This is a genomic window from Methylophaga sp. UBA3603 (assembly GCF_002375335.1).
GTDB lineage: Bacteria > Pseudomonadota > Gammaproteobacteria > Nitrosococcales > Methylophagaceae > Methylophaga.
Genome location: NZ_DFMC01000010.1, coordinates 534,992 through 549,718, shown reverse-complemented (window position 1 = coordinate 549,718; position 14,727 = coordinate 534,992). Strand labels below are relative to the sequence as shown.

The following is a 14,727-nucleotide window of genomic DNA, read 5'->3' as shown; positions in this document are numbered from 1 at the left end:
GTTCCCGAATTTACTGTAATATGATCGATAAATTATATCAGGAACTTAGTGGTTTATGGCATCACTTATGACATCGGATTCGCAAGTAAAACTCGCTGCCCGTGCTGTCAAGGATGTATATCCGGTTTCGCGATTGGTCAGAGAAGTCCGGCTGATGCTGGATGGTTCGTTTCCGCTTTTGTGGGTGGAAGGGGAAATCTCCAATTTGGCAATGCCGGCGTCAGGGCACATTTATTTCACGTTAAAAGACTCAGCTGCGCAAGTACGCTGTGCAATGTTTCGTGGACGCAATCAACAATTACGCTTTACACCGGAAAATGGCATGCAGGTATTACTGCGCGTCAAAGTCACCCTTTATGAAGGTCGTGGCGAATTTCAGCTGGTTGTTGAGCATATGGAAGAAGCGGGTAGCGGCGCATTGCAACGCGCTTATGAAGCATTAAAAGCCCGACTGGGTCAGGAAGGTTTATTCGATACCGCTCATAAAAAACCGTTACCGTCGTTGCCGCAAACCATCGGTATTGTGTCTTCACCGGATGGAGCAGCGGTTCACGATATTTTGCATGTTTTGAAACGGCGTTTTCCGGCAATCAAAGTGATTCTGTATCCCGTTGCCGTACAAGGTGAAACAGCGCCACGGCAGATTGCTAATGCTATTCAAACTGCTGATCAGCGACAGGAATGTGATTTGCTGATAGTAGGGCGGGGTGGTGGCTCACTGGAAGATCTGTGGAGCTTCAATGATGAGTTGGTTGCCAGAGCTTTGTTTGCCTGTCAGATACCGACCATCAGCGCGGTAGGCCATGAAATTGATTTTACCATTGCCGATTTTGTTGCAGATGTCAGGGCTCCAACGCCTTCGGCTGCGGCTGAACTGGCGGTACCTGAAGCGCGCCAATTAGCCTTAAATCTTCGCGGTTTGTTGCAAAATCTGGGCAGTCGTATTCAGCAAAAACTTGCCAATGAACAACGGCATATTCGGCATCTGTCTCAACGTCTGCCCCGCCCGCAGCAACAAATTAAACTCCAGCAGCAACAGTTAAAACGTCTGCAAACGCAACTTGATTACAGTATCCAGCGGCGGTTACAAGGCAAGCAACAACAACTTGATTATCTGTCAGTAAGATTGCCTCATCCAAAGTTGCGAATCAGCTGGCGACAAACCCGACTGCAGGATTTAACACAGCGGTTTGAAAAAGCCTTTTCGGTACAGCAGCAACAATTCAGGTTACAAAGCCAGAATCTGAATGATCGCTTAAAGCGATTGTTACCGGTCTCCCGTTTGAAGCAACAGCAGCAGCATGTAGAGGCACTCTCTTCACAATTAAACCGTTTGACCGGTCAACAAATCACCGATCAAAAAAAGCAGCTGGCCCAGTTGATGCGTACCTTATCGGTGGTTAGCCCTCTCAACACACTGGAGCGCGGTTACAGCATCACCAGTGATTCACAGACTGGTAATGTTATTTACCGATCTGATGAAGTAACAATCGGACAATCCCTGCAAATTCGTTTATTTGAAGGTCAATTGGACTGTGAAGTTCGTCGTAAGAAATGATGTATAGATTGTGCTATTGGCTGGTTCTATTAGTCTGTTCACCTGCCTGGGCTTTACCACAACAATTACCAGTACCAGGTGGTGTCGTCATTTTGCCTTTGGAAATCGAGGGAAATGTAGCACCTGAGGTGACCTATCAAAAACAACAGGTGCTAGTGGTAAAACAAGATTCACAATGGCAGGCTGTAGTTGGCATTCCGCTGGCAGCCGAGTCGGGGAATCACAAAATTCTGGTGGAAAGTCAGGGTGCGTTAAGCAGCATTATGTTTGAGGTCAAAGATAAAGCTTATCCCACTCAACGGATAAATGTTCCTGACGATCGTAAGGTCAATCCCTATGCGGAAGATATGGAGCGCATCGAAGCCGAAACAGCCAAAATAAATAAAGCCTTACGTCATTGGCGTGCCAGCGACAATGTGCCGTTTAATTTTGTCTGGCCCATTGAAGGAAGGGTCAGTGGTTTATTTGGCCGTCGTCGTGTGTTTAATGGCGAAGAGCGTAATCCACACAGCGGTATTGATATTGCAGCGGCAACAGGTACTGAAATTATGGCACCGGCCAACGGAATAGTGACGGATACCGACGATTACTTTTTCAATGGCAATACAGTAATGATTGACCATGGTCAGGGTCTCGTGACCATGTTTTGTCATCTGGATCGGATTGATGTCAAAGCAGGACAAAAAATTCAACAGGGCGAGATTATCGGCACGGTTGGCGCCACTGGCCGTGTTACCGGTCCACACCTGCACCTTGGTGTGAGTTTGAATAATGCCCGTGTTGAGCCCTTGTTATTTTTTCCAGAGCGGGAAGGTTATCCTTCAGTTCAATAAACCTCTGGCTTACTGTATTTATTTAATAATTCCGTCAGCAGAATAAAATTAACCGGTTTGGTGAGATAGGCAGTAAACAGGCCTTCTGCCTGCTGCAAATCATAAGGCATGGCGGCAGCGGTAACCGCGATCACCGGAATGTGCCGGAGTTTCGGATTAGCCATGATCTGCTCGGTAGCCTGTAAGCCGCTGATTCCGGGGAGATTGATATCCATCAATATCACGGCTGGCATATTACTTTCCAGCCAGTCCAGTCCTGCCTCAGCTGTTTTGCAAATATGCAACGTGTATTGGGGCAGACGATCAAAAAATGCTTCCATCAATTTGATATTGGCCGGATTATCTTCTATATGCAGAATGAGAGTCGAAGCAGAGGAGTTAAATGGATTTTCGGCTTTAATTGATTCAGCCTGCTGATGCACTTCATCATTCTGGTTATTGTTGTCTGTTATGGGTAACTCTACCCAGAATCGAGTGCCTTGATTTTCTGTGCTTTCAAAACCAATATGCCCGTCCATGGCTTTTATCAGTCTCTTGGTCACAATCAATCCGACTCCGGTTCCTTCAATGTCCGAGTTTTCCTGACCCAGACGATCAAATGCCGTAAACAGATAGGCCTGCTTATCCCGTGGAATTCCCATGCCTGTATCCTGAATAGTGATACGCAAGCGCTTAGTGGAATCAATTACCTCACCGCTAATAATAACTTTGCCATCAGGGCGATTATATTTGATGGCATTACTGACCAGATTTATCAGCACCTGTTTGAGTTTTGTTAAATCAGCGAGTACCAGCTGTTCAGGAATGTCATCAGTATGAATGATCACACGATAGCGAGCCGCCAGGTTTTTCAGCATGGGCAAACAATGATTAATTGCGACACTGACATTCACCGGCTCAATCGATACGTCCACTGAACCCGTCTCAATTTTAGCCAGCTCCAGCACATCATTAATTAACTTGAGCAAGTGCTCACCACTGTGAATGATGAGCTTTAAACTATCTTGCTGGGTTTCTGTGAGTGGCGCATCATTGTCACTTTGCAGTAACTGGGCAAACCCCAGAATCGCATTTAAAGGCGTGCGTAATTCATGGCTCATTGCCGACAGGAATTCCGATTTTGCCTGGTTGGCTTTTTCAGCTTCTTCCTTGGCAGCGATTAATGCCAGATGTTCAGCTTTTTGAAGAGAAATATCTCGGACGATACCCGTAAAAAAATAATGGCCTTCCCATTGAAATGCGCTCAGCGTCAGTTCGATGGGAATGATTTGCCCACTTTTGTGTAATGCTTCCAACTCAACTGGCTGGCCAATTATGGTGGATTGCTCACTAATGAGGAATCGCGACATCCCATGTTCGTGATTTTTACGATGCTGGGCTGGCATCAGCTGGGTAATATTCTGCCCGATAATTTCTTCTGGCTGATAACCGAACAGGCGAACTGAAGCGACATTAAAATTCTGGATAATGCCCGTTTCATCAATGGTAATAACGCCTTCAAGGGTATGGTTAAGCAAGGTTTGTAAACGATCACTTTCACGTTTAGCTCTCTGCTCAAGTGCCTTACCTTTTTTCAGTTCTGCTTCCAGCGCTGCTGTTTGTATCGCAATCTGGTTACTGAGTATTTTGGCATGATGGCGTTTGATGAAATAGCCAATCATTGTTAACAAGGCTAATATGCCAAGTGAAACCACCAGCCATTTAAACCAGATGGACACACCTGGCGTTGTGTCATAGATAAAGCCGTTAAGCGCCTGGTCATCATTAACCAAGCCTAAATGCTGATAATGTTCAGCAATTTTTTGCCAACGCTCAATCGTCATATGGCCCAGTGAAACTGTAGGGTACAAACTGAGCTCACTAAGCTTTTCAGCTTCAAATTCCAGATGTGCACGCGTTTTATTTTGCGTGTTGTAGTTTTTTAAAATCAGATCAACCATTTCATAAGGGTGTTCCAGAGCATATTGCCAACCACGCAAGGTTGCACTGTGAAAGGCTTCTACATCTCCTGGCTGACGTTTTAAATAACGTTCAGAGGTAAAGATGATATCGCTGTAAAAGTTGATGTTGTATTCATGGGGTGACAATGTCCGATAATCCACGCCGCGACTTAACATCTGGAAGGGTTCATTGGAAATATATGCGGTCAGCGCATCTACTTTTCCGTCAATTAAATTATCAATATCCTCGGGCGAGGGATCGACAATATTGAGCTGTGAAGGATCTATCCCAAATCGTAGCAACATGGCAGATAAATCATCAGCATAAGACTGACGAGTGACTGTTTTACCGACAAAATCAGTGGGTTGTGTTATCGATGAGTCTGCTCTGACCAACCAGGTATAGGGACTGCTTTGAAAAATCGCCGCGAGCGCTACAAAAGGGCGCCCTTTAAGTCTTTCTACCACCAATCCAGCACCGGAAATTCCAAATTCAACATTGCCGGCTTCCACATCGTTGAAAGGTGCTTTTTGCCCGGTAAGTATGGTTACTGCCAGCCCGGCATCCTGATAATAGCCTTGTTCTTTTGCAGCGTAGATACCCGCAAATTGAAATTGATGCTGCCAGTGAAGTTTGATTGAGACAGGGGTGAGTTTTTGACTTGCCTCTTCAGCTAGGGATGAGCTGGTAATTAACAACAGGGCAAGCGCAATCAATCGACACATAAAAAGTACTCAAACAGAGTTCAATTCATCTTACTCCAACAGAAGCGTATTGTGGAAATTGCCTGCTAGTAATTTATAGGCGAAAGTCCCGTCCCAGATAAACACTTAAAACATGCTTATCCTGAAGGATTTCATCTGGACTGCCTTTTGCGATCACCTCACCCTCGTTGAATATATAGGCACGCTCACAAACGCTCAGTGTTTCACGTACATTATGATCGGTGATTAATATGCCGATACCTCTCGCAGCCAGTGCCTTGATAATACCCTGTATATCCAGAACAGAAATCGGATCAACACCGGCGAAGGGTTCATCCAGCAGGATAAATTGTGGATCCATGGCTAAGGCGCGGGCTATTTCCACACGACGTCTTTCACCACCGGACAATGCCATGCCTAATGATTTGCGGATGTGACCAATATGGAATTCTTCGAGTAATTTTTCCAGCAACTGTTTTTTGGCAATGATACTGAGGTTTTTCCGGGTTTCGATAATAGCGTAAAGATTGTCTTCAACGGACAATTTACGGAATACCGAGGCTTCCTGTGGCAGATATCCTATCCCCAATTGTGCCCGGGTATGGATAGGTTCGTGGGTAAGTTCGCGTTGATTGAGAAAAATACTGCCGTGATCAACTGGAATCAATCCGACAATCATGTAAAAACTGGTCGTTTTACCCGCCCCATTGGGACCAAGCAAGCCCACAATCTCACCACTGTTTACTTCAAGGGAAATATTTTTAACAACCAACCGATCGCCAAATTGCTTGGCGAGCGACCTTGCAGAAAGCTGACTCATTTAAATTCCGTGATTATTCAGGATTCATTTGCAGGTAGCGTGCACTGACCCAACCAATAATGGCTTTATCCCCACTCATACCTCTGACTTGTACCCATTCAGGCTGACGGGTCAGCACGATCACTTCAGTGTTTTCGACAAACGCCCCAAGTCGTTCATATTGAGTCCCGGGACCGGTTCTGACATTCAAAGTGGTCTGAGTTACCGCAGTAGGGTAGCTCATGTCCGATTGCTGTTCAGGAGCCTCAGTTAACGGTTGAGGCGCTTCAACAGCAGGTTCTGCCGGTTTACTTTTATTTTTTTCGCGTTGACCAGGCGGCTGGATGGTGATGTGAACGCGACCACTGGACTGTTGCTGTCCATCGACTTCGACCGGTCTTGAGTTGGCAATAACAATATTTCTGTCGATATCGTATTCGATATGATTGCCACGGAATTCATCGCCTGACTGCCAAACATAACCCTGGCCGACCAGAAAGATACGTTGTTTGCTGGCATGGTATTCCATCTGCAGGGCTTTTGCTTTAACCGGTTTATCCCCTTCCTTATGTACTTGTTCATAAGTGGCAAGGTTACCTTCAGCAATAGCTTTTTCCAGTTCGCGGTTTTCGTCATAGAAAAAAGTAATGACATCACCTTCGATACGTAAAGTGCCCTGTGTCAGTATGGCATCGCCTTTATATTGCGTGACACCGGTTTCATCATCAAGCTGCGCGTGATCTGCTTCAATATTTATCGGTTGCTCGCGATCACTTGGTAAGGCGAGGGCAATGGATGGGATGATGGTCATTCCCCAAAGCAGATTAATTAACAGGTGGCGCATTATATTGTCCTCTCACCCTAGAGTGCAGATTAATAGTTTCTTCTTGTAAAGCGGCATGAAAACCCACTGAATGGGTATCGCCATGAGGCGATTTCATGGTCACCGGCTGATCGGTATACGCCGTGTTGTTGACAGTATCCAGATTCAGAACTTCAGTTAATAACTGTATTTCCGGTTGATCTTTGTTGGTAATAATAACATTGCCGGTGAGAAGAATGTTCTCGCCTTCACCCTGAGTTTCAGCATGATCTGACTCAATGATCCAATCATTGTTTTCCGGCGCAATAAACAGGGTGTTTGGACTGAAAATTTCAGTACGGTCATTCTCCGGATAGTGATACAGCGTTTCTCCGGTAATTACCCGCGATGGTTTGCCATTGATATCCATTACCGTCATCTTGAAATCGGTCATTCCAAAATCGATACTGTAGTGCACGGCGCGTTCAGTTTTTGGTGCCTCAGGTTTGCTAAGCAACATCCACAGACTGATCCCCGCGACTAGCAGTAAAGCAATTTTGATATAAATTGGAATATTAAAAATGGCGTTCAATTTGGTCCTGCAGGGTTCCCTGTCCTTCCATTATTAATTCACATACATCACGGGCAGCACCTCTACCACCCATGGACGGAGTGATCCAGTGCGCATGTTTTTTCACCACAGCATCAGCATCCTGAACGGCTATCGCTAAACCGACTCTGCTCATGATGGACAAGTCCACCCAGTCATCACCGACATAAGCACATTGTTCCGGTTTCAGCTTAAGGGTTTTTAACAGTTCCTCAAAGGCTGGCAGCTTTACTTTTTGTCCCTGGTAAACCAGATTAATTCCAAGACTTTGCATACGATGTTCAACCACTCTGGAGGTGCGTCCAGTGATAATAGCAATATCGACACCGGTGTATTGCAGCAGTTTCATGCCGTGGCCATCACGCGAATTAAATGCCTTATGTTCCTCACCATCATCACCAATAATGATACTGCCATCAGTCAGTACACCATCGACATCAAAAATAACCAGTTTAATTTGTTTGGCGCGAGCCGTTATATCTTGCATTGATCTGTCCTGAAAATTAGACCACACCGGCACGTAATAAGTCGTGCATATTCAGTGCGCCTGTTAAGTTATGGTTTTTATCGGTAATCAACAGGCCGTTGATTTTATATTGCTGCATCATCTGTAATGCTTCTGCGGCAAGCATCTCTGCATGCCCCGTTTTACAATGTTGTGTCATATGTTCCTGCAGCGGGGCGGTTAAAATATTTACTTCCTGTGCCAGGACTCGACGTAAATCACCATCGGTGAAAATCCCCACCAATTTGTCATCATTATCGACCACGGCGGTCATGCCCAAACTTTTGTCGGACATTTCAATCAGCGCTTCGCGCAGCAATGCCTTTTCATTTACTTTAGGGATGGCTGCGCCGATATGCATGATGTCGCTGACACGTAATAACAATCGTCTACCAAGATTGCCACCCGGGTGAGAAAGGGCAAAATCTTCAGCGGTAAAGCCACGAGCTTCCAATAACGCAATGGCCAGTGCATCCCCCATCACTAATGCGACGGTAGTACTGGATGTTGGGGCCAGTCCCAATGGGCAGGCTTCTTTTTTAACACTGACGTTGATAGTTGCATCAGCACATAACGAAAGTGTTGAGTCCATACGACCACTCATAGTGATTAATGGTACGCCCAGTCGTTTAATCAACGGCAATATGGTCAGAATCTCGGCAGTTTCACCGGAGTTGGATAATGCCAGAACCACATCTTTGTCGGTGATCATACCTAAATCACCATGACTGGCTTCTCCGGGATGAACAAAAAATGCCGGACTGCCGGTGCTGGCCAACGTAGCAGCGATTTTACTGCCGATATGGCCTGATTTACCCATGCCAATCACCACAATACGACCCTGACATTGCAGCAGATACTCACATGCTCGAACAAAATCATCATCCACTCTATCGCGGAGCAACATGACAGACTCCAGCTCGGTATCGATGACTGCCAGCGCCAATTGTTTTAATTTATCCGAATCTATTTTCATATACCGTTATGCACACCTTGATACGCCAGCAAACTTATATAGCCTGCATAAACCAGTAGTAATAATAAACCAACCGGGCGTCCCAATCGGCCTTTTAAACAAAATCTTGCAAACAGATAAAGCACGATTGTCAGGCCAATCATAAAGCTAAAATCGCGGGTTAGCAGTAGCGAATCTACTTTCGTTGGGTGAATCAGACCCGGCATGGCAAGAACAGCAAGCAGATTAAAGATATTTGAACCAAGAATATTGCCAACGGCAATATCATGTTCATTTTTCAGAGCAGATGAAATACAGGCGGCTAACTCTGGCAGACTGGTGCCAATGGCAACGACGGTTAAGCCAATCACTAAATCACTTATGCCCAACAATTGCGCGACACCAGTTGCTCCCCAGACTAAGAGTTTGGCTCCCCCCAGTAAGGCAATTAATCCTGTCAAAAACAGTACGATGGATTTTTTCAGTGAGCGTTTTGGCTGCTGATATTCCTGAGTAAATTCAATTTTCAGCGGATCGTCCTTAGCACTTTTAACAGCCAGCCATGCCATGCCTCCTAGCGTCAATATAAAGCCTGTAAACAGAACCAGGCCATCAATCCGATCCAGTTGCATATCCCAGAGCAATAACAACAGGGAGAGGAACATGATAAAGACTAATACCGGAAATTCTCTTCTCAGGGTAATGGAGTGAATCGCCAGAGGAGTGACCAGAATCGTGACGCCCAAAACCAGTCCAATATTGGTGATATTGGAGCCAATGGCATTGCCAATACCCAGGGCAGGAGCACCATCAAATGCAGCGAATGCTGAAACTATCATTTCTGGAGCAGAGGTACCAAAACCAACGATAGTTAAGCCGACAATTAAGGGAGCAACCCCCAGGTTCGATGCAATGCCTGCCGCACCATCAATAAATTTATCCGCTCCCCAGATCAATAGGACCAACCCACTGATAATGGCGCTTATAAATAGAAAAGAAGTCATTTAATAACCGATGATGGAACCTTAAAAATAAAAAGAGCCGGACTAAATCCGGCTCTTTTTATTATAACGGTGGAGAATTGTTATGTCGCGATGTATTACTGGTCATCGAACAAATCAAAATCATCATCATCTGGCGGGTTACCATCGTAAACCAGATATTGACGACGCTGCAGATAGGCATTTCTTACGTATGCATATTCGTCATCCGTAGCTTCATCCAAAACCCGTTCTGACTTAAGCAGATTGGCACGGGTATCCACTAAACGTGTTCCTGCAAAGGCATTACGTGCGCCCGGACCCTCAACATACATCACCGGGTCAGTAAACATATCGCCCACTAAACCAAATGAGTCACGCACAGTGCGGGGACCAAAAAACGGTAATACGATGTATGCGCCGGGTTCAGCACCCCAGGCTCCCAGTGTCTGGCCGAAATCTTCGTTACGTTTCTTGTTGCCAGCATGACCGGCAACATCAAAGATACCTGCCACACCAACGGTGCTGTTTAACAGAAAACGACCTGTATCATCAGCTGCCTGGCTGAATTTACCTTGCAACAGGCTGTTGATGGCGACTGTAATATCATTCAGATTACTGAAGAAATTGCTGACGCCCCAGCTGATCGCATCAGGAACAACAACATCGTAACCCTTGGCAACAGGCTTTAACACGGCACGATCTACAGTATCGTTAAATTGATACATTGCACGGTTATAGCTTTCATATGGATCACGTTCATCAGATGATTGTACGGTGGCACAACCTGTGAACAGAACCAATAAACCGAGCAGGCTGAGCCTGGAAAAAACTTTTAGATCGAACATTGTGGCATTCCCTGAAACAAATTTAACGAGAATAATCTCACGGCAGTTCCAGGCTAATCAAGTGATCTGTTGTACCAATACCAAGAAAGTATGATGGTGTTGTCACTTTGCAACATCAAAAGAATGTTTCATCCGCTTTTCTGGCCCAGCATTTGCGCAGTTTTAACCTGTGATTCTGGATGGTTGTTATACATATAACCGGAAAATACTTCGCTGCATTTGTGCCAGCTATTTTCATGTGCATAAGCAATACAATCGGTTTTTTGCAGATTCAGCGCATTTAACGCCGCCTTATGCAAATCCCAATCCAGCTCGCCGGTTTTGCCCTGAATAATAATATCTTTAGGCCCGGTGACCGGATAAGCGGCTACAGGCAGACCGCAAGCCATCGCTTCCAGAATTACCAAGCCGAAGGTATCGGTTTGACTCGGAAAAACAAAAACATCTCCTCCGGCCAGATAGGCAGCGAGTTCTTCAGCAAATTTGGCACCGGTAAAGATCACATCAGGATAGCGTTTTTTCAACATCTCCAGATCAGGACCATCGCCAATCACTACTTTACTGCCTGGTAAATCCAAATCCAAAAATGCTTCAATGTTTTTTTCGACTGCAACCCGGCCCATATTGATAAAAACCGGGCGGGGTAAGTCATAATTTTTGGCATTATCTTTCGTGAATATATCGGTATCGACACCTCGTCCCCATACATAAACATCTTGAAATCCATATTCTTGCAAGCGTCGCTGTTGTGAAATGGTAGGTACCAGTGTTCTCACCGCCGGGCGATGAAAACGCCTTAACCATGCATAGCTCCAACTAAGCGGAATCGGTAAACGCAAACGCAGATATTCTGGAAACTGAGTATGAAATGACGTGGTGAAATGGATATTATGACGCAGACACCAACGTCTGGCGGCCATGCCTAATGGACCCTCAGTGGCAATATGCACTGCATCGGCTTGCAGATTGTCGAGCATATTTGCCAGTTTTCGGTAAGGCAGTAATGCCAGACGAATTGAGGGATAACTGGGACAGGGAATCGTTTTAAAATTCAGCGGCGTGAGCATGGTAACGTCATAGCCCATTTCCTGCAGATGGTCACGGGTTTTCCCCAGAGTGCGCACAACCCCGTTGACCTGTGGCTCCCAGGCATCGGTAATAATCGCCAGTTTCATCAAGCGGCTTTGGCAATCAAAACGTGCTGATTAAATACTTCAGCCCAAGGGATGATTTCCATCTGACCATCTGGATGTTCAACCAATGCTGTGCAGCTCTCTACCCAGTCGCCACAATTATAGTAATCGATATCATGTATGCGCGTTATTTCCGCACGGTGAATATGGCCGCAGACCACACCATCCACCCCTTGTTTAGAAGCTTCATGCGCCACAGCTTCTTCAAAATTACTGATGTACTGGACCGCATTTTTCACTTTGTGTTTCAAAAACGCTGCCAGTGACCAGTAAGAGAAGCCCATCTTACGGCGGAAATAATTCACCCAGCGATTAGCTCTAAGTAAAAATTCATACAAACGGCTGCCGATTTTGGCCAGCATCGGCGAAATTTTCACTACGCTATCGAATTGATCGCCGTGAATGATTAACAACTTACGTTTATCGGCTGTGGTATGAATGATTTCGTTATGGATCTGCACATTACCGAACACCGCACCATCATAATCCCGCAGAATCTCATCGTGATTACCGGGAACAAAGATGACCTTGGTATTGTGCTTGGCTTTACCGAGCAGGGTTCGGACTACGTTATTATGTTCTTGAGGCCAGTACATGCGTTTTTTCATTTCCCAGACGTCGATAATATCGCCGACCAGATAAAGATATTCGCATTCCACATTATGTAAAAAGTTAAGGAGGAGCTCGGCACTGCAGCCTCGGAAGCCAAGATGGATATCCGAAATGAACACGGTGCGAACTTTCAGCTTTTGCTTGTGACTTAGTTGTGTTTGCATAAGGCACTCATTCACTTAAAATTCTGAGCAAACCTTATCTATTAGATATTGCAGTGTGATGACCGTTTTGTTGCGTTACCATGACAATAACTTCACGCGCTACACTGCGGGCGATACCGAACCTAATCAGGACACTATTATGAGCAACCCATTATTGGAAAATCACCGTTTACCGCCATTTTCCGCAATAAAAGCCGAACATGTTGAGCCCGCAATTGATCATGCGTTGAGCACAGCACGCAATAAAATTGACACTATTTTGAGCACACTTTCAGAGCCAACATGGGACACATTGGTACAGCCAATGGAAGATATGGATGCCCTGATTGACAGTGTCTGGTCGCCAGTAAGTCATATGAATTCGGTGGTCAACTCGGAAGAGCTGCGTCAGGCCTATAACGCTTGTTTGCCTAAACTCAGCGAGTTTTCGACTGAGTTGGGCCAGAATGAAATGCTGTATCAGGCCTATAAAGCCATTGCCGAAGGCGCTGAGTATCAGAAATTGGATACGGCACAGAAAAAAGTCATTGATAATGCGGTCCGTGATTTTCGTCTGTCGGGCGTTGAGCTGGATCAGCAACAACGTGATGAATTCAAAAAGCTGTCACAGCAAATGACTGAACGCACCGCCAAGTTTGAAGAAAATTTGCTGGATGCCACTCACGCCTGGCGTAAGTTGATTACCGACGAGTCATTATTATCGGGTTTACCACCATCCACTATTGAAATGGCCGAGCAAATGGCCAAGCGAGAAGGCGAGGAAGGTTGGTTGTTTACCCTGGATTTCCCATCGTATATGCCGGTGATGTCCTACGCTGATAATCGTGAATTGCGTGAAGAAATGTATACCGCGTTTGCCACTAAAGCCTCAGACCAAGGTCCGAATGCGGGCAAATGGGATAACACTGAAGTGATGCTGGATATTCTGAATCTGCGTCATCAACTGGCAAATCTGCTGGGGTTTGCCAATCATGCCGAACGTTCTTTGGCCACCAAAATGGCGCAATCACCGCAACAGGTTCTGGACTTTCTGCAGGATCTGGCCAAGCGCTCAAAACCGATTGCCGAGCAGGAATATGCAGAATTACGCGCCTTTGCCAAATCCACTGCCGACCAGGATCAACTCGAAGCCTGGGATGTCACCTATTTTGCTGAAAAACTACGTCAGCAGCGTTATTCAATTTCACAGGAAGAATTAAAGCCGTACTTTCCGGAAGACAAAGTAGTGAATGGGCTGTTTGCCGTGGTCAATCGTTTATACGGACTGGATATTCGGGAACGCAAGGATGTTGACGTCTGGCACAAAGACGTGCGCTTTTTCGAAATTGTCGCCGAGGATGGCAGCGTACGTGCTCAGTTCTATCTGGATTTATATGCCCGTCAGCATAAACGTGGTGGCGCATGGATGGATGAATGTAAAGCACGCCGTCGTACTGCCGAAGGAATCGAAATTCCAGTGGCGTTTCTGACCTGCAACTTTTCTGAACCCGTCGGCGATAAACCGGCTCTGTTCACCCATGATGAAGTGACCACTTTATTCCATGAATTTGGTCATGGTCTGCATCATATGTTGACCAAAATTGAATATGCCGGTGTGTCTGGTATTAATGGTGTGGCCTGGGATGCAGTCGAGCTGCCAAGTCAGTTTATGGAAAACTGGTGCTGGGAGCGTGAAGCTTTGGATTTGATTTCCGGCCATTACCAAACGGGTGAAAAATTGCCTGATGATTTGTTCGACAAAATGCTTGCCGCACGTAACTTCCAATCGGCAATGATGATGTTACGTCAGCTGGAATTCTCGTTATTTGATTTCCGGTTACATCTGGAATTTAACCCGAATGAACCGAATCAAGTCGATAAGATTCTGGAACAGGTGCGTAATGAAGTCACCGTGGTGAAACCGCCCAAATTCAACCGTTTTGCGCACAGCTTCGCTCATATCTTTGCTGGCGGTTATGCCGCCGGTTATTACAGCTATAAATGGGCAGAAGTGCTGTCAGCCGATGCGTTCTCCAAGTTTGAAGAGAAAGGGATCTTTGATCGGCAGACTGGTCTGGAATTTCTGGAAGCGATTCTGGAGCAGGGTGGTTCCCGTGAGCCAATGGAACTGTTCATCGAATTCCGTGGCCGTGAACCGCAGATTGATGCGTTATTAAGACATACCGGTATTGCCGCGTAAACAAAAAAGGGCCGAAAGGCCCTTTTTTATAAGTAAGTATTCTG

At 45.8% G+C, this 14,727-nt stretch carries 13 protein-coding genes; 3 read left to right on the top strand and 10 right to left on the bottom strand.

The window, feature by feature from the left end:
* The first annotated feature begins 55 nt into the window (after positions 1-55).
* A complete protein-coding gene (gene xseA / locus B4F66_RS13485; protein ID WP_292356451.1) occupies positions 56-1,558 on the top strand; it encodes an exodeoxyribonuclease VII large subunit in 1,503 nt (500 codons plus the stop codon).
* The gene (locus tag B4F66_RS13480; RefSeq protein WP_292411644.1) at positions 1,555-2,391 is read left to right on the top strand and encodes a M23 family metallopeptidase; all 837 of its coding nucleotides are present in this window, start codon (positions 1,555-1,557) and stop codon (positions 2,389-2,391) included. The genes xseA and B4F66_RS13480 overlap by 4 nt, the downstream gene beginning before the upstream one ends.
* Here the strand turns inward: B4F66_RS13480 and B4F66_RS13475 are convergent.
* The 10 genes from B4F66_RS13475 to B4F66_RS13430 all read right to left on the bottom strand — a co-directional run bounded on the left by B4F66_RS13475 (position 2,385) and on the right by B4F66_RS13430 (position 12,504).
* Positions 2,385-5,057 carry an ABC transporter substrate-binding protein gene (locus tag B4F66_RS13475; RefSeq protein WP_292356448.1) on the bottom strand — a complete coding sequence of 891 codons (2,673 nt, stop codon included), beginning with the start codon at positions 5,055-5,057 and terminating at the stop codon, positions 2,385-2,387. The genes B4F66_RS13480 and B4F66_RS13475 overlap by 7 nt on opposite strands.
* Positions 5,058-5,130: 73 nt before the next feature.
* Positions 5,131-5,856 carry an LPS export ABC transporter ATP-binding protein gene (gene lptB, locus B4F66_RS13470; protein ID WP_292356447.1) on the bottom strand — a complete coding sequence of 242 codons (726 nt, stop codon included), beginning with the start codon at positions 5,854-5,856 and terminating at the stop codon, positions 5,131-5,133.
* A 13-nt stretch (positions 5,857-5,869) separates the two neighbouring features.
* Positions 5,870-6,679 (bottom strand): lipopolysaccharide transport periplasmic protein LptA, encoded by an 810-nt coding sequence (gene lptA / locus B4F66_RS13465; protein WP_292356446.1) that lies wholly within the window; start codon positions 6,677-6,679, stop codon positions 5,870-5,872.
* On the bottom strand, positions 6,660-7,229 hold the full coding sequence (gene lptC / locus B4F66_RS13460) for an LPS export ABC transporter periplasmic protein LptC (protein ID WP_292356444.1): 570 nt from the start codon (positions 7,227-7,229) through the stop codon (positions 6,660-6,662). Before lptC ends, lptA begins: the two co-directional genes overlap by 20 nt.
* Positions 7,213-7,734 carry a 3-deoxy-manno-octulosonate-8-phosphatase KdsC gene (gene kdsC / locus B4F66_RS13455; protein ID WP_292356442.1) on the bottom strand — a complete coding sequence of 174 codons (522 nt, stop codon included), beginning with the start codon at positions 7,732-7,734 and terminating at the stop codon, positions 7,213-7,215. The genes lptC and kdsC overlap by 17 nt, the downstream gene beginning before the upstream one ends.
* 16 nt (positions 7,735-7,750) lie before the next feature.
* Positions 7,751-8,728 (bottom strand): KpsF/GutQ family sugar-phosphate isomerase, encoded by a 978-nt coding sequence (locus B4F66_RS13450; protein ID WP_292356440.1) that lies wholly within the window; start codon positions 8,726-8,728, stop codon positions 7,751-7,753.
* Complete coding sequence (locus B4F66_RS13445; RefSeq protein WP_292356439.1) at positions 8,725-9,711, bottom strand: calcium/sodium antiporter; 987 nt, start codon at positions 9,709-9,711, stop codon at positions 8,725-8,727. Before B4F66_RS13445 ends, B4F66_RS13450 begins: the two co-directional genes overlap by 4 nt.
* Positions 9,712-9,806: 95 nt before the next feature.
* A complete protein-coding gene (locus B4F66_RS13440) occupies positions 9,807-10,535 on the bottom strand; it encodes an MlaA family lipoprotein (protein ID WP_292356437.1) in 729 nt (242 codons plus the stop codon).
* A gap of 128 nt (positions 10,536-10,663) precedes the next feature.
* Entirely contained in the window at positions 10,664-11,710 is a 1,047-nt protein-coding gene (locus tag B4F66_RS13435) for a glycosyltransferase family 4 protein (protein WP_292356436.1), read from the bottom strand.
* Entirely contained in the window at positions 11,710-12,504 is a 795-nt protein-coding gene (locus B4F66_RS13430; RefSeq protein WP_292356434.1) for a UDP-2,3-diacylglucosamine diphosphatase, read from the bottom strand. The genes B4F66_RS13435 and B4F66_RS13430 overlap by 1 nt, the downstream gene beginning before the upstream one ends.
* 139 nt (positions 12,505-12,643) lie before the next feature.
* On the opposite strand from B4F66_RS13430, the gene prlC reads away from it, so the two are divergent.
* Positions 12,644-14,683 carry an oligopeptidase A gene (gene prlC, locus B4F66_RS13425; protein ID WP_292356713.1) on the top strand — a complete coding sequence of 680 codons (2,040 nt, stop codon included), beginning with the start codon at positions 12,644-12,646 and terminating at the stop codon, positions 14,681-14,683.
* Positions 14,684-14,727 lie beyond the last annotated feature (44 nt).

Bases quoted from the DNA above. Each gene is read 5' to 3' on its own strand.
- xseA (WP_292356451.1), top strand. From the start codon at position 56: ATGGCATCACTTATGACATCGGATTCGCAAGTAAAACTCGCTGCCCGT.
- prlC (WP_292356713.1), top strand. From the start codon at position 12,644: ATGAGCAACCCATTATTGGAAAATCACCGTTTACCGCCATTTTCCGCA.
- B4F66_RS13445 (WP_292356439.1), bottom strand. From the start codon at position 9,711: ATGACTTCTTTTCTATTTATAAGCGCCATTATCAGTGGGTTGGTCCTA.
- B4F66_RS13440 (WP_292356437.1), bottom strand. From the start codon at position 10,535: ATGTTCGATCTAAAAGTTTTTTCCAGGCTCAGCCTGCTCGGTTTATTG.
- lptB (WP_292356447.1), bottom strand. From the start codon at position 5,856: ATGAGTCAGCTTTCTGCAAGGTCGCTCGCCAAGCAATTTGGCGATCGG.
- kdsC (WP_292356442.1), bottom strand. From the start codon at position 7,734: ATGCAAGATATAACGGCTCGCGCCAAACAAATTAAACTGGTTATTTTT.
- B4F66_RS13435 (WP_292356436.1), bottom strand. From the start codon at position 11,710: ATGAAACTGGCGATTATTACCGATGCCTGGGAGCCACAGGTCAACGGG.
- lptA (WP_292356446.1), bottom strand. From the start codon at position 6,679: ATGCGCCACCTGTTAATTAATCTGCTTTGGGGAATGACCATCATCCCA.
- B4F66_RS13430 (WP_292356434.1), bottom strand. From the start codon at position 12,504: ATGCAAACACAACTAAGTCACAAGCAAAAGCTGAAAGTTCGCACCGTG.
- B4F66_RS13450 (WP_292356440.1), bottom strand. From the start codon at position 8,728: ATGAAAATAGATTCGGATAAATTAAAACAATTGGCGCTGGCAGTCATC.
- B4F66_RS13475 (WP_292356448.1), bottom strand. From the start codon at position 5,057: ATGTGTCGATTGATTGCGCTTGCCCTGTTGTTAATTACCAGCTCATCC.
- B4F66_RS13480 (WP_292411644.1), top strand. From the start codon at position 1,555: ATGATGTATAGATTGTGCTATTGGCTGGTTCTATTAGTCTGTTCACCT.